At 43.9% G+C, this 18,896-nt stretch carries 21 protein-coding genes and 3 pseudogenes; 22 read left to right on the top strand and 2 right to left on the bottom strand.

Annotation, left to right across the window (positions count from 1 at the left end; all coding sequences use genetic code 11):
* The 18 genes and pseudogenes from LH47_RS15355 to ypjB form a co-directional block, all read left to right on the top strand.
* Positions 1-146 (top strand): annotated as a pseudogene (locus LH47_RS15355) (UPF0236 family protein); the annotation flags it as partial.
* 359 nt (positions 147-505) lie between these two features.
* Positions 506-2,008, top strand: a complete 1,503-nt coding sequence (trpE, locus tag LH47_RS10895; protein ID WP_043967430.1) for an anthranilate synthase component I — start codon at positions 506-508, stop codon at positions 2,006-2,008.
* Positions 2,001-3,011, top strand: coding sequence for an anthranilate phosphoribosyltransferase (gene trpD, locus LH47_RS10900; RefSeq protein ID WP_043967432.1), 1,011 nt, complete (start codon positions 2,001-2,003; stop codon positions 3,009-3,011). The genes trpE and trpD overlap by 8 nt, the downstream gene beginning before the upstream one ends.
* Entirely contained in the window at positions 3,004-3,765 is a 762-nt protein-coding gene (gene trpC / locus LH47_RS10905) for an indole-3-glycerol phosphate synthase TrpC (RefSeq protein WP_043967434.1), read from the top strand. The genes trpD and trpC overlap by 8 nt, the downstream gene beginning before the upstream one ends.
* Positions 3,762-4,397, top strand: a complete 636-nt coding sequence (locus LH47_RS10910; RefSeq protein WP_043967437.1) for a phosphoribosylanthranilate isomerase — start codon at positions 3,762-3,764, stop codon at positions 4,395-4,397. Before trpC ends, LH47_RS10910 begins: the two co-directional genes overlap by 4 nt.
* On the top strand, positions 4,391-5,587 hold the full coding sequence (trpB, locus tag LH47_RS10915; RefSeq protein WP_043967438.1) for a tryptophan synthase subunit beta: 1,197 nt from the start codon (positions 4,391-4,393) through the stop codon (positions 5,585-5,587). Before LH47_RS10910 ends, trpB begins: the two co-directional genes overlap by 7 nt.
* Complete coding sequence (trpA, locus tag LH47_RS10920) at positions 5,584-6,426, top strand: tryptophan synthase subunit alpha (RefSeq protein ID WP_043967440.1); 843 nt, start codon at positions 5,584-5,586, stop codon at positions 6,424-6,426. The genes trpB and trpA overlap by 4 nt, the downstream gene beginning before the upstream one ends.
* Entirely contained in the window at positions 6,368-7,483 is a 1,116-nt protein-coding gene (hisC, locus tag LH47_RS10925; RefSeq protein WP_043967442.1) for a histidinol-phosphate transaminase, read from the top strand. The genes trpA and hisC overlap by 59 nt, the downstream gene beginning before the upstream one ends.
* Positions 7,465-8,568, top strand: coding sequence for a prephenate dehydrogenase (locus LH47_RS10930; RefSeq protein ID WP_043967443.1), 1,104 nt, complete (start codon positions 7,465-7,467; stop codon positions 8,566-8,568). The genes hisC and LH47_RS10930 overlap by 19 nt, the downstream gene beginning before the upstream one ends.
* A gap of 14 nt (positions 8,569-8,582) precedes the next feature.
* A complete protein-coding gene (aroA, locus tag LH47_RS10935; protein ID WP_043967445.1) occupies positions 8,583-9,869 on the top strand; it encodes a 3-phosphoshikimate 1-carboxyvinyltransferase in 1,287 nt (428 codons plus the stop codon).
* Positions 9,870-9,957: 88 nt separating this feature from the next.
* Entirely contained in the window at positions 9,958-11,211 is a 1,254-nt protein-coding gene (locus LH47_RS10940; protein WP_043967448.1) for a tetratricopeptide repeat protein, read from the top strand.
* Between the two features lie 31 nt (positions 11,212-11,242).
* Complete coding sequence (locus LH47_RS10945; protein ID WP_043967450.1) at positions 11,243-11,767, top strand: ReoY family proteolytic degradation factor; 525 nt, start codon at positions 11,243-11,245, stop codon at positions 11,765-11,767.
* 105 nt (positions 11,768-11,872) lie between these two features.
* Positions 11,873-12,307, top strand: coding sequence for a YpiF family protein (locus tag LH47_RS10950; RefSeq protein WP_043967452.1), 435 nt, complete (start codon positions 11,873-11,875; stop codon positions 12,305-12,307).
* 129 nt (positions 12,308-12,436) lie between these two features.
* Entirely contained in the window at positions 12,437-12,946 is a 510-nt protein-coding gene (locus LH47_RS10955; RefSeq protein WP_003394568.1) for a ubiquinol-cytochrome c reductase iron-sulfur subunit, read from the top strand.
* Between the two features lie 3 nt (positions 12,947-12,949).
* Entirely contained in the window at positions 12,950-13,624 is a 675-nt protein-coding gene (gene qcrB, locus LH47_RS10960) for a menaquinol-cytochrome c reductase cytochrome b subunit (protein WP_043967454.1), read from the top strand.
* Positions 13,625-13,649: 25 nt separating this feature from the next.
* A complete protein-coding gene (locus LH47_RS10965) occupies positions 13,650-14,417 on the top strand; it encodes a menaquinol-cytochrome c reductase cytochrome b/c subunit (protein WP_043967456.1) in 768 nt (255 codons plus the stop codon).
* Positions 14,418-14,473: 56 nt separating this feature from the next.
* Positions 14,474-15,043: a lipoprotein heptaprenylglyceryl N-acetyltransferase LhaT gene (lhaT, locus tag LH47_RS10970; protein ID WP_043967458.1), complete on the top strand. Its 570-nt coding sequence runs from the start codon at positions 14,474-14,476 to the stop codon at positions 15,041-15,043.
* A 66-nt stretch (positions 15,044-15,109) separates the two neighbouring features.
* Positions 15,110-15,883 (top strand): sporulation protein YpjB, encoded by a 774-nt coding sequence (gene ypjB, locus LH47_RS10975; protein ID WP_043967460.1) that lies wholly within the window; start codon positions 15,110-15,112, stop codon positions 15,881-15,883.
* A 22-nt stretch (positions 15,884-15,905) separates the two neighbouring features.
* On the opposite strand, the gene LH47_RS10980 is transcribed toward ypjB, so the two are convergent.
* Positions 15,906-16,766, bottom strand: coding sequence for a YitT family protein (locus LH47_RS10980; protein ID WP_043967462.1), 861 nt, complete (start codon positions 16,764-16,766; stop codon positions 15,906-15,908).
* 117 nt (positions 16,767-16,883) lie between these two features.
* Between LH47_RS10980 and LH47_RS10985 the strand changes: the two genes are divergently transcribed.
* From LH47_RS10985 to LH47_RS15360, 4 genes and pseudogenes are all read left to right on the top strand, one after another.
* Positions 16,884-17,216, top strand: coding sequence for a nucleotide pyrophosphohydrolase (locus LH47_RS10985; protein ID WP_026011653.1), 333 nt, complete (start codon positions 16,884-16,886; stop codon positions 17,214-17,216).
* Positions 17,213-18,007 (top strand): 4-hydroxy-tetrahydrodipicolinate reductase, encoded by a 795-nt coding sequence (gene dapB / locus LH47_RS10990; protein ID WP_043967464.1) that lies wholly within the window; start codon positions 17,213-17,215, stop codon positions 18,005-18,007. Before LH47_RS10985 ends, dapB begins: the two co-directional genes overlap by 4 nt.
* A gap of 13 nt (positions 18,008-18,020) precedes the next feature.
* On the top strand, positions 18,021-18,428 hold the full coding sequence (gene mgsA / locus LH47_RS10995; RefSeq protein ID WP_043967466.1) for a methylglyoxal synthase: 408 nt from the start codon (positions 18,021-18,023) through the stop codon (positions 18,426-18,428).
* Positions 18,428-18,598, top strand: a pseudogene (locus LH47_RS15360) (PIG-L family deacetylase); the annotation flags it as partial. The gene mgsA and the pseudogene LH47_RS15360, both read left to right, overlap by 1 nt.
* Before the next feature lie 152 nt (positions 18,599-18,750).
* On the opposite strand, the pseudogene LH47_RS15365 reads toward LH47_RS15360, so the two are convergent.
* Positions 18,751-18,896, bottom strand: a pseudogene (locus tag LH47_RS15365) (UPF0236 family protein); the annotation flags it as partial.

An 18,896-nucleotide genomic window follows, 5' to 3' on the forward strand; every position in this document is an offset into this window, starting at 1 on the left:
AGTCCAAGCGGGTTGAACAGGCCAAACGGAAGGCAGGACGGTTGTGGGCAGATGTGGTGCGTCAGAATCTACCGTGTCTGCAGCGGTCATCCGGGACGCCGATCCATCAAGCGTTGTCGGCGCTTCGGGATTTTGGTTGGGTGTAAAAAAATGGAATACAATATCATCACTTCAAGATGAGGGATGAGAGTCCAAAAGCGCTTACGATATCAATTCCTGAAAATGGTTCGCTAACTAGTGATTGACAACACCCGTAGTGAACCGAAAAAATGTTCTCCACAAAGTCTTGACTGACTCCGGCCGGATTTACAGTTGACAAAAAAGTTAGATATGTAATATGATGGTTCATAAGTTAGCTGAGTAGAGTAAGAGTTGAGTAGAGAATGAGTGAGAGCGGAGCAGAGGATCGTTAAGGTACGTATGCCTAGAGACTGCCCGTCTTTAGGCTTTTTTGTTTCCTCTTTGTTTCCCCCTCATGTTCATTCTCCAAGAAAGGAGAACGATCATGAATATATCTACATTTTTGCAGACAGCTTCCCAGTTTCGGACGATTCCGATTGTGCGTCGTTTTTTTGCTGACACGCTTCAACCGATCCAACTATTTATGGCTTTACGTGATGAAGCAGCTTTTTTGCTTGAAAGCGGAGACGACATGTCGCCATGGTCTCGCTATTCATTTATCGGCATTCGACCGTTCATGTCCATTGAAAGCGATGATGGCAAGCAATTTTTTGTGAAAGAACAACAAGTGTTAGCGTGCACCGGGACGATTCAAGAAGCGTTTGCTATTATGCAGCAACATCTTCACGTTCAACTGTTATCATTAGACGTCCCGTTTCGTGGGGGAGCTGTTGGTTATATTAGCTACGATTTTATTTCTTCTATTGAGAAAGTTCCTTATCATGCGTATAACGATTTAAAGATGAAAATTGTTCATTTCGTCGTTTGTGAATCACTTTTTGCGTTTGATCATGTAAAAAAAGAGTTGTTGCTTATCCATTATGTGCGTGTACAAGAAACAGATGACGAGGCAAAGCGAGTAGAAAAGTATGAAGCCGCATGTCGAACAATCGATGAGCTTGCGCGCAAAATGGTTCAAGGCTGTAATGAACAAGCACATATGATGTTCGATCGAAATATTTCGGTTTCGTTTGATCGTGTTCATTCGAATATGGATCGACAAACGTTTTATAAAGCGGTGGAAAACATTCAATCATACATTGCAAGCGGAGATGTGTTTCAAACGGTTTTGTCGCAACGATTTGCGATCGAAACATCTATTGATGGACTTGAGCTATATCGATTATTACGTCTATTAAATCCATCGCCGTATTTATTTTATTTACAACTCGGTGAAGAACAAATTGTCGGCAGCTCTCCGGAAAAGCTCATCCAAGTACGAAATCGGGAGCTTGAGATCGATCCGATCGCAGGGACGCGTCGTCGCGGAAAAGATGAACGAGAAGATGCTGCGCTTATGAATGAGTTGCTTCATGACCCAAAAGAGAGGGCGGAACATTATATGCTTGTCGATCTTGCCCGCAATGATATTGGTCGCGTCGCTATGTACGGGACAGTTCGTACACCTCAATTTATGCAAGTAGGGAAGTTTTCTCACGTCATGCATTTAATTTCAAAAGTAACTGGAACTCTTCGCGATGACGTTCATCCGCTTGATGCGCTGATCGCTGCTTTTCCTGCTGGAACGGTAAGCGGGGCACCGAAAATTCGCGCGATGCAAATTATTCAAGAGTTAGAACCGACGGCACGCAACGTATATGCAGGGGCGATTGCGTATATCGGCTTCGACGGCAATATTGACTCGTGCATCGCCATTCGAACGGCGGTGTTAAAAAATAAAGTAGCATATGTGCAAGCAGGAGCGGGAGTCGTTGCTGATTCATTGCCCGAGCTAGAATGGAAAGAAACGAGAAATAAAGCGAGCGCTTTAATTCATGCGATTCAGCTTGCAGAGCACGTATTTAAAGGGGGAGAACAACGTGTTTGAACAGTTGCTGCATAAATGTGCGAGACGCGAAACGTTAACGGAGCATGAGGCGTATGAAGCGATGCATGCGATGATGAGCGGGGAAGTGGACGAAAAGCAAGTGGCAGCTTTTTTAGCTTTATTACGGTTTCGCGGTGAAACGGTCGATGAGCTTGTCGGCTTTATTCAGGCGATGCGTGACCGAATGCGGACGGTTTCCCTTGGGGAATCGGTGATCGATACGTGTGGAACAGGTGGAGACGGAAAAGGGACGTTTAACATTTCGACAGCCGTCGCTTTGCTTGTTGCTTCGCTCGATGTCGCAGTTGCAAAGCATGGGAATCGGGCGGTTTCATCGAAGAGTGGAAGCGCAAATGTCATTGAACATTTTCACATTCCGATGCCGAAAACGGAAGAAGAAGCAAAAACAGCGTTGCGTACACATCGACTCGTCTTTTTATTTGCTCCATTTTATCATGAAGCGATGAAGCACGTTGCCCCTGTTCGCCAAAGTTTAAAAATGCGAACGGTGTTTAATTTGCTTGGGCCGCTTGTGAATCCGGCTCAACCGAAACGACAAGTGATTGGTGTACATGATGAAAAAGATGCGCGAAAAATGGCGGAAGCGTTGCGGCGAATCGGAACTGAACATGCCGTATTCGTTACAAGTCGTGATGGTTTAGACGAATGTAGCATTGCTGCGGAAACAAAACTCATTGAACTAAAACACGGACATATCATTGAACGCATCATCGCTCCCGAACATGTAGGCTTGCCGCGCGGGCGGTTGTCCGACATATGTGTTCATAGTGTAGATGAAAGTGCCCAACTCATTGAATGCGTGTTTGCAAACTGCGCGAATGAAAGTGCAACTCATGTTGTTTTACTAAATGCGGGTGTTGCTCTATATGTTGCTGGTGTTGTGTCGAATATTTCAGATGGAGTAAATATGGCAAAACGTGCGATTGAGAACGGCAATGCGTATGCGTATTTACAAAGATTAAGAGGTGAACTGTATGCTTGAAACGATTTTGCAAACGAAAAGAGAAGAAGTGGCAGCGTTACAATTACCTGAACCGTGCGAACGGCTTTCTCGTCGCTCGTTTTATGATGCATTAGCAAAGCCACACCGTTTTTTAGGATTAATTGCGGAAGTGAAAAAAGCATCGCCGTCGAAAGGTGTCATTCGACAACATCTGGATGTTGTTGATATTGCTTGTGCATATGAACAAGCAGGTGCGGATGCTGTATCCGTATTAACCGATGAACGATATTTTGCTGGTCACCGCTCATACGTCACGCAGGTGAAAAAACATATTCAAATACCGATTTTACGTAAAGACTTTATTATTGATCGCAAACAGCTTGTTGAAAGTGTCCGTATTGGGGCAGATGCGATTTTGCTCATCGGCGAAGCGCTCGATCCAAGTTTTTTACACGAATTATATGAAGAAGCGCATGAAATGGGGCTGCACTGTTTAGTGGAAGTGCATGCACCGAAAACGGTAGAGGCCATTTTAAAGCGGTTCACACCGAAAGTGATCGGCATTAATAACCGTGATTTAATGACGTTTCACACATCGCTTCATGTAACAAAACAAATCGTTCCGCTATTGCCAAATTGTATCATTGTGAGTGAAAGCGGCATTCACACATTCGATGACGTGCAAACCGTACAACAAGCAGGTGCACATGCGATGCTCGTCGGCGAAGCGCTCATGCGCAAGCCAGATGTTCATGCGGCTGTTTATGAATTGTTTGGAGAGCGTTGTGTATGACGGTTTTAAAATATTGTGGCAATCGCTCATTGCAAGATGTGCAACTTGTCGCTAAAAGCGAAGCAGACTATATCGGATTCGTATTTGCTGAAAGTAAGCGAAAGGTCAAACCGCAAGATGTGCAGCGATGGCTATCTGTCGTTCAACTGGAAACGAAACAAATTGTTGGAGTCTTCGTTCATCCAACAATGACGTCTGTCGCTTCTGTTCTTGAGCACGTTCCTTTATCGATCATTCAATGTCATGGGATGGAGACGACTCAAACGGTAAAGCAATTAAAAGAAACGTTCCAACTTCCAGTTTGGAAAGTGATCCATCATGCCCCAAAGGCGTGGACACATATGCGCGTTTGGAAAGGAATAGCCGACGGTTTTGTTATTGATAGCGGTCGAAAAGGAGCGTGGGGTGGGACAGGTATCTCGTTTGATTGGAGCGTTGTTCCTTATTACATGGAAGAAGCGAATCGTCAAGATGTACCTTGTTTCATCGCAGGGGGAATTACGCCGGATAACGTTGAACAATTGTTGGCGTATGAGCCGTTCGGTATAGATATTAGTAGCGGAATTGAAGAAAATGAGCGGAAAAGTGAGCAAAAAATAAAAACAATCGAACAGAAGGTGAAAACATGTTGACATTACCAAATGAACGCGGCCGTTTTGGCATGTTTGGTGGAAAATTTGTGCCTGAAACATTAATGCGTCCGTTAGCTGACATCGAACAACAATTGCATGAAGCGTTAGCTGATCCTTCGTTTCACGCTGAATATATGCGCCATTTGTATGAATATTCGGGACGCCCGACCGCTTTAACGTTTGCAAAAAACTTGACAGAACGATTAGGCGGAGCGAAAATGTACCTTAAACGTGAAGACTTAAACCATACAGGTGCTCATAAAATTAACAATGCCATTGGGCAGGCGTTGTTAGCGAGACGAATGGGAAAAAGAAAAATTATTGCTGAAACAGGGGCAGGGCAACATGGAGTAGCTGCGGCGACCGTTGCCGCTCGTTTTGGCATGGAATGCAAAGTATTTATGGGCGAAGAAGATGTGAAACGGCAAGCATTAAATGTCTTTCGCATGAAATTGCTTGGTGCGCAAGTCATTCCGGTGACAAGTGGCAATCGTACGTTAAAAGATGCGACAAATGAAGCGATTCGTTATTGGGTGGAGCATTGTGATGATCATTTTTACATGATTGGCTCTGTCGTTGGACCTCATCCGTATCCGATGATGGTACGGGAATTTCAACGCATTATCGGGGAAGAAGCGCGCGAACAAATGTTAAAAGCAGAAGGAAAACTTCCTCATACAATTATCGCTTGTGTTGGTGGAGGAAGTAACGCGATCGGCATGTTTCATCCATTTTTAGACGATGACGTGGAATGTATCGGTGTTGAAGCGGCTGGAAAAGGTGTGCATACAACGGAACACGCCGCCACAATCACAAAAGGAACAAAAGGTGTCATTCACGGTTCGCTCACATACGTATTGCAGGATGAACACGGTCAAATTACAGAACCGTATTCGATTTCAGCCGGTTTAGATTATCCCGGTGTCGGACCGGAGCATGCGTATTTAGCACACATTGGACGCGTTCGCTATGAAAGTGTCACAGATGAAGAAGCGATCGCTGCCCTTCAAATGACAGCAGAAATGGAAGGGATCATCCCAGCTATCGAGTCAGCACACGCGCTCGCCAAAGCGTTTCAAATCGCTCCCCTTCGCTCATCAAATGAAATCATTCTCGTTTGTTTATCAGGAAGAGGAGATAAAGATGTGCAGACAGTGATGAACTATTTGGAAGGGGATGGACAGAAATGAAACATTTTATTCCATTTATCGTGGCAGGCGATCCGTGTGAAGAAGCGACGATTGATTTAGCGATCGCTCTTGAGCAGACAGGGGCAACGATGTTAGAGCTTGGCGTTCCTTATTCTGATCCGCTTGCAGACGGACCGATTATTCAACGAGCAGCGAGTCGGGCGTTGAAAAATGGCATGACATTAACAAAAGCGCTTACTCTCATCGGCCAAATGCGAAAAAAAGGTGTAAAAATTCCGATTATTGTCTTTACGTATTATAATCCTGTGTTACAATTAGGAGAAGAACGCTTTTTTGCTTTAGCGCAACAAAACGGTGCGAGCGGGGTGCTTATTCCAGATTTGCCGTTTGAAGAAAGCGAGCATATGAGAACGTTAGGCGAAACGTACGACATTCCTTACATTTCACTTGTCGCTCCAACGTCTGATGAACGCATTGCGATGATTGCATCGAAAGCACAATCGTTTTTATATTGTGTTTCATCATTAGGCGTCACAGGTGTTCGGGACTCGTTGCCGACAAAATTGCACGAATTTTTGCAACAAGTGAAATCATATAGCCGTGTTCCCGTTGTCGTCGGATTTGGCATTTCGACAGCAGAACAAGTGGAGCGACTTCAGCATGTATGTGATGGAATCGTCATCGGCAGCGCCATTGTACAAAAAATTGAACAACTTCAAGACGAATTGAACGATGTGCATACGCGTCAAGAGGCGCTTCGCGTTTTTTCGCAATACGTCGCTTCGCTCATTGAACCATTGAAAATGAGGGTGAGAAAAAATGAAAGTGAAACAACAACTAAAACAACTAAAACCGTATCAACCGGGCAAACCGATTGAAGAAGTAAAACGCGAATATCAATTAGAGACGGTCATTAAGCTAGCATCAAATGAAAATCCGTACGGTTGCTCATCGCTCGTTCAGCAAGCGATCACTGCCGAGCTTGCTCATTTGGCGTTGTACCCTGACGGATATAGCCGAGCGTTGCGCGAGGCGCTCGCTAAGCATGTTGGCGTCAATGAAAAGCAACTTATTTTTGGAAACGGGTCAGATGAAGTTGTTCAAATCATTTGTCGCGCTTTTTTACAAAAAGGAACGAACACGGTGATGGCCACACCAACGTTCCCACAATATCGTCATAACGCGATCATCGAAGGTGCAGAAGTGCGTGAAATTCCGCTTCGAGACGGACATCATCATTTAGAAGGGATGCTTGAAGCGATCGATGACGATACGCGCGTTGTTTGGATTTGTAGCCCAAACAATCCGACAGGTACGTATGTCAATGACGCTTCTTTGCGTGCATTTTTAGAGAAAGTACCTAAACATGTGCTCGTCGTCGTCGATGAGGCGTATTATGAATACGTGCAAGCGAATGACTATCCAAATACCGTTTCTTTGCTTCAACAATATGAAAATATAATGGTTTTACGCACGTTTTCAAAAGCATACGGATTAGCTGCACTCCGTATCGGATATGGCATTGGACATGAGCACATGTTACAAGCGATGGAACCAGCACGCGAGCCATTTAATACATCTCGTCTTGCGCAAGTCGCTGCATTAGCCGCGTTAAATGATCAAACATTTATTCAGCAATGTGTCCAAAAAAATAAACAAGGGTTAAACCAATTTTATTCTTTTTGCGATCAATACGGTTTGCGTTACTACAAGTCCGAGGGCAATTTCATCTTAATTGATTTTGGCTTTAGCGGTGATGAAGTGTTTACGTATTTGCTTCAACGTGGCATCATTGTACGTTCAGGATGCGCTCTTGGTTTTCCGACAGCTGTGCGCATCACAGTCGGATCGGCAGAACAAAACGAAACGATCATCCGCGCGTTGACAAACATGTTGAAAGAAAGAAGGGAAAAACTTTGCGAGGAAACGTTTTAATTGCCGGTCTCGGCTTAATTGGCGGTTCGATTGCGCTTGCGATCAAGCGGGCGCATCCGGACGCGGCAATGATTGGGTATGACGTATCAGGCGAGTCGTTGCGTTTGGCTCGCTCACTTGGCGTAATTGATGAAGCGGTACCGTCGTTTGCTCATGCTGCTTGTGAGGCGGATGTCATCGTGCTTGCTGCACCTGTTGCCCAAACGCAACAATTGCTTCGTGAATTGGCCGATCTTCCTTTACGACCACACGTCATTGTAACAGATGTTGGGAGTACGAAAGAGCGCATTGTTAAACAAGCATTGCCGTTATTAGAACAAGGAGTCACGTTTATCGGCGGACATCCGATGGCCGGCTCGCATAAAAGCGGAGTTGCGGCTGCGCGGGCCCACTTGTTCGAAAATGCCTTCTACATTTTAACACCGACAGAACATGTAAAAGAAGAACAAATCACGCGATTAAAGCGATGGCTTGAAGGAACGAAAGCACACTTTGTTACATTAACACCGAAAGAACATGACCGCATTGCTGGCGTCATTAGCCACTTTCCACATATCATTGCGGCAAGCCTCGTTCACCAAGCGCAACAGTACGAACGGGAAGATGAGCTTGTGAGTCGATTAGCGGCAGGTGGTTTTCGTGATATTACGCGCATTGCTTCTAGCAACCCAGAAATGTGGCGCGATATTTTCATACATAATAAAGAGGAATTGCTGCATTTGTTTGATCGTTGGATAGAAGAAATGAAAAAAATTCGTACGTACGTTGCGGATGGGGATAGCGAACGGATTTATCAATATTTTCATGAAGCGAAACAGTTTCGTGATGGGCTGCCTGTCCGAACGAAAGGGGCTATTCCTTCCTTTTACGATTTATATGTTGATGTGCCAGACTATCCGGGGGTTATTTCTGAAATTACCGGTTATTTGTCAAAAGAGCGTATTAGCATTACAAACATTCGCATCATTGAAACGAGGGAAGATATTTACGGTGTGCTTCGTTTAAGTTTTCAAACAGACGATGATCGGCAACGCGCGAAACATTGCATTGAAGCGAATACGAACTACGAAACGTACGTTGTGTAAAAGAGGGTGAAATTGTGAACTTAAAAACAAATGTCCATGCATTGCGAGGAGAAATCGCTGTTCCAGGTGATAAGTCCATTTCCCACCGTGCCGTTATGTTTGGAGCATTGGCGAATGGAACGACACGGGTGACAAACTTTTTAACAGGGGAAGATTGTTTAAGCACCATCGATTGTTTTCGGAAAATGGGTGTAGCCATCACGCAACAAGGAAATGAAGTGATCATTGAAGGAAAAGGAATTGCCGGGTTAAAAGAACCTACACATATATTAAACGTCGGCAACTCAGGTACAACGACCCGTTTATTGTTAGGTATTTTAGCCGCTTGTCCGTTTCATGCTTGCTTAATTGGGGATGATTCGATTGCGAAACGGCCGATGGATCGTGTCACAAAACCGTTAAAACAAATGGGCGCACACATCGATGGGAGGGAAGAAGGACGATATACACCGTTAGCGATTCGCGGCGGACAACTCCAGCCAATCACATATCATTCCCCCGTTGCAAGCGCGCAAGTGAAATCGGCCATTTTGCTTGCAGGGTTGCATGCGGACGGAACGACGACAGTCATCGAACCACACCAGTCGCGCGATCATACCGAGCGAATGTTGCGGGCATTTGGTGCAGATGTGTGTGTGGACGGATTGAGCGTTTCTATTACAGGACGGCAAACGCTTCGCGCGATCGATATAGAAGTGCCGGGGGATATTTCTTCAGCTGCTTTCTTTTTAGTCGCGGGTGCGATCGTTCCAAACAGCGAAATTACGCTAAAGCATGTCGGAATAAACCCGACGCGCACAGGTATTATTGAAGTGTTAAAAGACATGGGAGCACATATTTCCATTGAAAATGTTCGCCACGAAGAAAGTGAACCGGTAGCTGACATCACTGTTCGCACATCGACGTTAAAGGCAACGCATATTGGTGGGGACATCATTCCGCGATTAATTGATGAAATTCCAATCATTGCTCTTTTAGCGACGCAAGCAGAAGGAACGACAGTCATTACAGATGCGAGCGAGTTGAAAGTGAAAGAGACAGATCGAATTGCGACGGTCGTGTCTGAACTGCGAAAGCTTGGCGCACACATTGAAGCGACAGAAGACGGAATGATTATTCATGGGAAAACGCCGCTGCATGCGAACGATGTCCTCGTCGATAGTTATGGCGACCATCGCATCGGCATGATGTTAGCGATTGCATCGTGCATCACAAAAGGACATGTTACTCTTCAACGTCCGGAAGCGATTGCGGTGTCATATCCGACGTTTTTTGACCATCTCCGCATGTTACAAAGCTGATTCGATCATGGATCAGCTTCTTTTTTGCATGCTTATTTGTTCGATGGTATGATAAAGCGTGACGATATGAATGATGAGGGTGAGATTGATGGGAAAACTAGATGAAATCGTGCAACTCGTTGAACAAGGTGATGTTGAACGCGCGTTAGCGCTTGCAGAGCAAGTGAAACAAAACGGAAGCGATGAAGAGCGATATATGTTAGCGGATCACTTGTTTTCATGGGGGTTGTTAGAAGAAGCAGAAACGCTCGTTCACATGTTGCTTGCGCGCTATCCAGATGAACGTGAATTGCAACTTTTTTTAGCAGAAATATATACAGAAATGGATAAAGAGGAAGAAGCGCTTGAGTTGTTGATTGATATAGGAGAAGACGATCCGTATTACGTGCGTGCATGTTTGCTAATGGCGGATCTTTATCAAATGCAAGGACTAGATGAAGTAAGTGAACAAAAACTGTTAAAAGCATACGAAAAAATGCCAAACGAACCACTTGTTCAATTTGCGTTAGCCGAGCTATATTTTACGAGCGGACAATATCGAAAAAGCTTGTCGTATTATGAGCAAGTCATGAAGCAAGCGAAAACGATGGCAGGTACAGTGATCGCCCAACGCATCGCGGAAGCATATAGCTTGCTAGGTGAATTTGAACAAGCGATGGTTTATTATGAACAAGCATTAAATGAACGTTTCGATGCTCACACGTTATTTCAATACGGATTTACGGCATATCAAGCGGAAGCATATAAAACAGCAATTGCCAAACTAAGTGAGTTAAAGGCGCTTGATCGCGAATACGTGCCGCTTTATTTATTTTTAGCAAAATCGTATGAACAAGAAGGAAATATACAACAAAGTTACGAAATAGCAAAAGAAGGGTTAACGATTGATGAATGGAATAAAGAATTGCTCGTATATGCTGGAAAAATGGCATTGAAGCTTGGGAAGCGAGAAGAAGCGATCGAGTATATCGAACAAGCGCTTCATATCGATCCGGGCTATTTAGAAGCGTTGTTCATACAGACAAGCTTGTTGTTTCATGAAGAAAGGTACGAAGATGTCGTTCGTATTATTCAACAAGCGCTCGATCAAGGGGAATACGATCCGCAATTTGAGTGGGAGCTTGCGAAAGCGAAGCAAAAGCTTGAAATGTATGATCAGGCATTAAATCATTATGAAGAGGCATATACTTTTTTTAAAGATGACCCAAACTTTTTATATGATTTTGGCTATTTTTTATTTGAGGAGGGGAGAAGAGAAAGGGCGAAAGACATGTTTGAACAACTATTGCGTATTGATCCGACAAACGAAGAGATTGCCCACATGATGTTGCAATTTGAATGAAGATGTCATTCGGATGCAAGGGGGAAAGGGAATGGTTTCTGTCCGGGAGAAAAAAGAGTTCGTGCGCTGGTTTTTAAATCATTACCAATTAAAACGGCGCGAATGTGTATGGATTTTAAACTATTTACTTAGTCATGACGCGCTGATGGAAAAAGTGCATTTTGTAGAACATGCTGAATATTGCCCGCGCGGTATGATGATGTCGACGCATTGTGTAGACGATGTACCGTTTCGGTTTTATAAGCAAAACGTCATTACGACGGATGCAGAAAAATCGTTTCATGACATCCGTTTAAACCGCGATGAAGATATTTTCATTCAACTAAACTTTCGTGGCGCTTTTCATTCGCCGCAATATGTGGCGGTGCTTGAAGAAAATCCGTACATGCCAAAACGGGTGAATAAACAAGATGAACAACTTGTGGAAACAATCGTTCATCAATCGATTCAACATTTTCAACGGCAAAAAATTATGCGATTAATTGACGAGGCGCTTGATCAGCAAGATGAACAAAAATTTCGCGAGCTGACTGAACAATTAAAAGCGTTGCGTTAACCTTGTGGTTTCGCAACGCTTTTTACGATGCATATATTTTTCACAAAATGTTCAAAAAAATACATATGCGTTTCGTGTAAGATGGAAACATAAGGAGTGGTTTCAATGAAATGGACAGCAAAAGATGTAGATGCGTATCATCAAGCAAAAGAGTATGTTGATACAGCGCTCGTTCCGTGCATACCGATAGGGAGCACAAATATGAAAGCGTTTGCTGAAATGAGCGAGCATACGTTGTTTATTACAAATGAAGTAGAAAGACAGTTTAAAGGGAGGGTGATGTTATTTCCACCATTTACATATTTTGTACAAGAACAAATACAAGCGCGCGTGCATGAATGGGCAAATGTGCTCAAACAAGCGGGATTTCGGCACGTATGTTTTGTCACTTCGCATGCGGACATTGCTGATGAATCGTTTATTTATGTGCCAGCGCTTCCACTTGAGCATGCCGATGAAGCATATAAGCAAAAAGTTGTTCGTCAACAAGCTGAACAAGTGATGGATGCGTTAGTCGCAAAATGGACGTTAAAAAATTAGATAGCGTTTACACTATCATTATATTGACCTTGGTGAAAACATGATATATCATTAGGTTGTCCTAGTTTTATATATGTGTTATAACAATTCGTCCGGATGGACTTAACTTCGTATAGAGGGGGGAAAACGATGAGCGAGAAAAAGCATCGCGTGTCAAGACGGCAATTTTTAAACTACACGTTAACAGGTGTAGGCGGATTTATGGCAGCTGGCATTTTATCGCCGATGGTGCGCTTCGCCTTAGATCCAATCTTGAAAGAAGAAGCTGGGCAAGATATGGTTGCAGTTGCCCAAGTGAAAGACATTACGACAGAGCCACAGCGCTTTGACTTTAAAGTGAAAGTAAAAGACGCGTGGTACGAATCAGAAGAGCCAAGATCGGCTTGGGTATTTAAAGATGAAAATGGGGATATCGTTGCGCTATCGCCAATTTGCAAACATCTTGGCTGTACGGTGAACTGGAACGGCGAAAAAAGCAATCCGAACCGTTTCTTCTGTCCTTGCCACTACGGTTTATATGAAAAGGACGGAACGAACGTGCCAAACACGCCACCACCAGCTCCATTAGACCGTTACGAATACGAAGTAAAAGATGGCACGTTGTATTTAGGGAAAGCGAAACCACGAGGGGAGGCGTAATACATGCTTAATAAGATTTATGATTGGGTTGACGAACGGCTAGATATTACGCCTTTGTGGCGCGATATCGCAGACCATGAAGTGCCAGAGCACGTAAACCCTGCGCATCACTTTTCTGCGTTTGTTTACTGCTTTGGTGGATTAACATTTTTCGTGACAGTCATTCAAATTTTATCTGGTATGTTTTTAACGATGTATTATGTACCAGATATTAAAAACGCTTGGGAATCTGTTTATTACTTACAAAACGAAGTAGCATTTGGAAAAATTGTGCGCGGCATGCATCACTGGGGAGCAAGTCTCGTTATCGTGATGATGTTTTTACATACGTTGCGCGTATTTTTCCAAGGTGCTTACAAAAAGCCACGTGAATTAAACTGGATCGTTGGCGTACTTATTTTTATGGTCATGATGGGGCTTGGTTTCACAGGCTACTTATTACCTTGGGATATGAAAGCGCTCTTTGCGACAAAAGTAGGATTGCAAATTGCTGAAGCGACACCAGTCATCGGTCCAGCGATTAAAACGTTATTAGCAGGCCATCACGAAATTGTTGGGGCACAAACGTTAACGCGCTTCTTTGCGATTCACGTCTTCTTCTTGCCTGGAGCGTTATTAGGATTAATGGCTGCACATTTCTTAATGATTCGAAAACAAGGAATTTCTGGTCCACTGTAAAATTTAGCATAAGGGAGGGAACGCTATGCATCGCGGAAAAGGGATGAAATTTGTCGGCGACTCGCGCGTACCTGCAATGCGCAAGCCGAACATTCCGAAAGACTATTCCGAATATCCGGGGAAAACAGAGGCGTTTTGGCCGAACTTTTTATTAAAAGAATGGATGGTCGGCTCCGTCTTTTTAATCGGCTTTTTATGTTTAACCGTTGCGCATCCGTCGCCGCTTGAGCGAATTGCGGATCCGACAGATACAAGTTATATTCCGCTTCCAGACTGGTACTTCTTATTTTTATACCAACTATTGAAGTACTCATTTGCATCTGGTCCATATACAGTTGTTGGAGCGATTATTATTCCTGGACTTGCATTTGGTGCGTTGTTGCTTGCACCGTTTTTAGATCGTGGTCCAGAGCGTCGTCCATCAAAACGTCCAGTTGCTGTCGGAATGATGTTGCTTACGCTTGCTGCAATCATTTTCTTAACATGGGAATCTGTCGTCACGCACGACTGGGAAGCAGCGGCTGAGCAAGGAAAAATTCGTGCGGAAGTAGACATTGACAAAAATGCAGAAGGATATAAAATTTTAGAAGCAAATACATGTTTAACATGTCACGGTGAAAACTTGCAAGGAGGTCCGGCGGCACCATCGCTCGTTGGCACAGGCTTATCCGCTGAAGAAATTGCTAACATTGCGAAAAACGGTCAAGGTGGCATGCCAGGCGGTATTTTCAAAGGCACAGATGAAGAATTGCAAAAACTTGCAGAGTTCGTAGCCGGTTTAAAAGCAGAATAATGTGTAAAAGCTGACTGAACATCAGTCAGCTTTTTTGTACATGTGGGGGGAAAATAATGCTATACATACGTGAATGGTTGATGCACCGCTCGTTTCTTACATTACTGCTCATTGTCAATATCATCGGTACGATTTACGGGTATATATGGTACGGATCACAATTGTCGGAAACGCCAACGATCTTTCTTCCATTTGTTCCAGATAGTCCGACAGCGAGCTTATTTTTCGTATTTGTTTTAATGGCATGGCTACGTCATACACATTGGCCGCTGATGGAAGCGCTAGCGGTTGTTACGCTTGTGAAATATGGCATTTGGGCGGTTGTGATGAATATGCTTGTATTTGTTGTGACAGGACAGCTCGGTTGGGCAGGATGGATGCTCGTTATATCGCACGGAGCGATGGCGGTACAAGCATTGTTGTACGCGCCGCATTATCGGATGTCGTTCGTTCATGTTGTTGTCGCAGCGATTTGGACGCTGCATAACGACGTCATTGATTACGTGTTTGGCATGATGCCACAATACCATATGTTAGCGCAATATACGTTACAAATTGGCTATTTTACGTTTTGGCTAAGCATCGCTTCTATTGCCGTTGCGTACATTTTTTCACATCGGCGATAAATCATGGTCTATGTCTCTTTTTGCGGTCATATATTCAATAGTAAGATCGTAAGGAGGGACAAGGAGATGCGCATTCGGCTCGTCGTGATGTTTATCATCATTTATTTATTTCCGTATACAGGATATGCAACCGGTCATGAATGGGACAAACTAGATCAAATTTCTGACGAAGCGCTTCAACTAACAAAAAATGACCGTTTGCAAGAAGCAAAGCAGTTATTGGAATACTTTGAACAACAATTCACTTTATTCCGTGAAGATATTCATTCGATGGATGTCATATATGTGTTAACAGCTACACACGAAGAAGCGTTGAAAGCGGTCACGGCATCGAGTGTACCGATGGAGCAACGAATTAACCAATTGATGCAATTTCGGCTTGCGGTGGATGCTGTTCACGCTAAACATCAACCGCTTTGGAAAGAGATGAAAAACGCTGTCATGTCTGCGTTTGACAAGATGAAGCAAGCGATGGAGAAAGAAGACGAACAATCGTTTCAACAGGCGTTTCATCAATTTTTACAACGGTATCAACTTATTGAACCGAGCGTGAAAATTAACGGTGATCGTGAACAAGTACAACGTGTATCTGCACATATTTCCCTTTTGGAAGCGCCCGCTTTTCGTCAACTGCATGCAACGGAGCGAATGAAACAGTTACGCCAAATGGAAGAAGATTTGCAAGCGTTGTTTGCGGATGGGAAAAAAGAAACGGCACTCCCTTCACTTTGGTGGGTGATGACGTCGATCGGTGGCATGATCGTTATGACGTTAACGTATGTAGGGTGGCGGAAATACCGCGGTGAAAAAGAACGAAAAATGGTAAGAGATAAACAATAAAAGCGTCCAACGTCGGACGCTTTTATTCATGTAGCGGTTGTTTATTTTCATCTAACGTAAATCCTTCTCCATGCACATCATGCACATCGCTAATTGCAACGAATGCATATGGATCGACGGACGTAATAATTGATTTTAAACGGGATAATTCGTTTTTCGCTACCACGCAATATAAAACATCGCGCTCGCGTTTTGTGTAAGAGCCGATTCCTTTTAAAATCGTAACCCCTCGTTCCATTTCTGTCATAATTTTTTCGGAAATTAAGTCGCTTTTTTCAGAAATAATCGTTGCCCCTTTTGCTGCATATGCCCCTTCTTGCAAAAAGTCGATGACGCGCGCGCCGACAAACACCGCAACGAGCGTATACATCCCTTCACGATAAGGTAAATACGTAAGCAACGAGAGAAAAATGACGCACGAGTCAAATAGAAACATCGTTTTTCCCATACTAATGCCTTTATATTTATAAACGAGCCGAGCGATAATATCGACACCGCCTGTTGTTCCTCCATAGCGGAAAATAATTCCGAGACCGACTCCGATAAACACCCCTGCAAACAACGCAGCTAACGTGAGATCATTATTTAACGGAATGTGAAATCCGTATCGTTGAAAAATCCAAAGAAAGACAGATAAACTAACCGTTCCGAGAATCGTATAAAAAAACGTCGTTCTTCCGAGCAATTTCCAACCGATAAAAAAGAGAGGAATATTTAACACTAAGTTCGAAATCGAAGGATCGATCCCGAACAAAAAGTATAAAAGAAGGGTAATCCCTGTAAACCCGCCTTCTGCTAATTTATTTTCCATATTGAAATGGACAAGTCCAAACGCAAAAATAGCTGATCCTAGTAAAATAAATGCTACATTTTTCAGTTTCATAACTTCACCCCTTGAATATGACTGCGTTTTTTATTATAGAGGAATGTCAGCATACCCGTCAAAAACATTTGTCAAACGTCCCACTTTTAGCTAACATGAATGTAAGAGGTGAAAGTCATGGAAAAAACGATGCGACAACTGCAACAAGAAGTGGACGAATACATTGGACAGTTTAAAGAAGGGTATTTTAGTCCGCTGGCGATGCTCGCTCGTTTAACAGAAGAATTGGGTGAGCTCGCTCGTGAAGTCAACCATTACTATGGAGAAAAACCAAAAAAGAAAACGGAACAAGAAAAAACGATTCAAGAAGAACTAGGGGATTTATTGTTTGTACTTATATGTATGGCCAATTCATTACATATCGATTTACAAGAGGCGCACGATGCGGTCATGCATAAATTTCAAACGCGGGATCGCGATCGTTGGACAAGAAAGGAAGAGGAACGATGATTCGAATTGTCATTGCTGGACCACGTGGACGAATGGGACGGGAAGCTGTGTCCCTCGTTCATCATACAGAACATTTTGAACTTGTGGCGGTTGTAGATCGAATGAACGAAGGAAAAACGTTAGCGGAGCTTGAAGGCTTTCCTGCTATTGACGCGCCGATTTTTACCGATTTAGAACGTTGCTTGCAAACGGTGCAAGCGGATGTAGTGATCGACTTAACGACGCCAGAAGTCGGAAAACGTCATACAGAAATCGCATTGCGCTATGGTGTTCGGCCTGTTGTTGGTACGACGGGATTTACAGAAGAGGATATCGCACGGTTAACACAAGTCGCTGAAGAGAAAAAAATAGGCGCAATCATTGCGCCAAACTTTGCTATTGGTGCAATTTTAATGATGAAATTTGCACAAATGGCGGCCAAATATTTTCCTCACGTAGAAATCATTGAACTTCATCACGATCAAAAGCTTGATGCCCCATCAGGGACAGCGTTAAAAACAGCTCAGCTCATTCAACAAGTGCGTTCTTCATTCATGCAAGGGCATCCAGCTGAGAAAGAAACGATTGAAGGTGCTCGCGGTGCACTATATGACGGGATGCGCATTCATAGCGTTCGCTTGCCGGGACTTGTGGCGCATCAAGAAGTCATTTTTGGTGGCGATGGACAGACGCTTACGATTCGTCACGATTCGTTTAACCGTGCATCGTTTATGTCGGGCGTCCGCTTTGCTGTCGAAACAGTCATGAAGCTAGAAACGCTCGTATATGGATTAGAGCATTTAATTGAATAAGGAGGCGAGGACATTGAAAATTGCATTAATTGCGCACGACAAGAAAAAAGAAGATATGGTACAATTTGTGACGGCTTATCAACATGTTTTAGCAGAACATGAGTTATATGCGACAGGTACGACAGGGTTGCGCATTCAAGAAGCGACAGGGCTTTCTGTTCACCGTTTCCAATCTGGCCCGCTTGGCGGCGATCAACAAATCGGTGCGATGATTGCGAATAACGATATGGATATGGTTATTTTTTTTCGCGATCCATTGACAGCTCAACCACATGAGCCAGATGTTAGCGCGCTCATTCGCCTTTGTGACGTGTATGCCATTCCGTTAGCGACGAATATGGGAACAGCTGAGGTGCTCATACACGGTTTAGAGCGCGGCGATTTTGCATGGCGAAATATTGTGAAGAGGGGAAAAGAATAATGCATATGTTAGCGTTTGGCGCCCATCCGGACGACGTAGAGATCGGAATGGGTGGGACGATTGCGAAATACGCCCAACAAGGATATGACATCGGCATATGCGATTTGACGCTAGCAGAACTTTCATCGAACGGAACGGTACATACTCGGCAGCAAGAGGCAAAGCGGGCAGGAGTCAGTCAAGACTTTGTGGAGAACATTTTTTCGGTTCACTACGGGTGTTGTCAATCACTAGTTAGCGAACCATTTTCAGGAATTGATATCGTAAGCGCTTTTGGACTCTCATCCCTCATCTTGAAGTGATGATATTGTATTCCATTTTTTTACACCCAACCAAAATCCCGAAGCGCCGACAACGCTTGATGGATCGGCGTCCCGGATGACCGCTGCAGACACGGTAGATTCTGACGCACCACATCTGCCCACAACCGTCCTGCCTTCCGTTTGGCCTGTTCAACCCGCTTGGACT

The sequence above is a fragment of the Anoxybacillus thermarum genome (genome assembly GCF_000836725.1).
Classification (GTDB): domain Bacteria; phylum Bacillota; class Bacilli; order Bacillales; family Anoxybacillaceae; genus Anoxybacillus; species Anoxybacillus thermarum.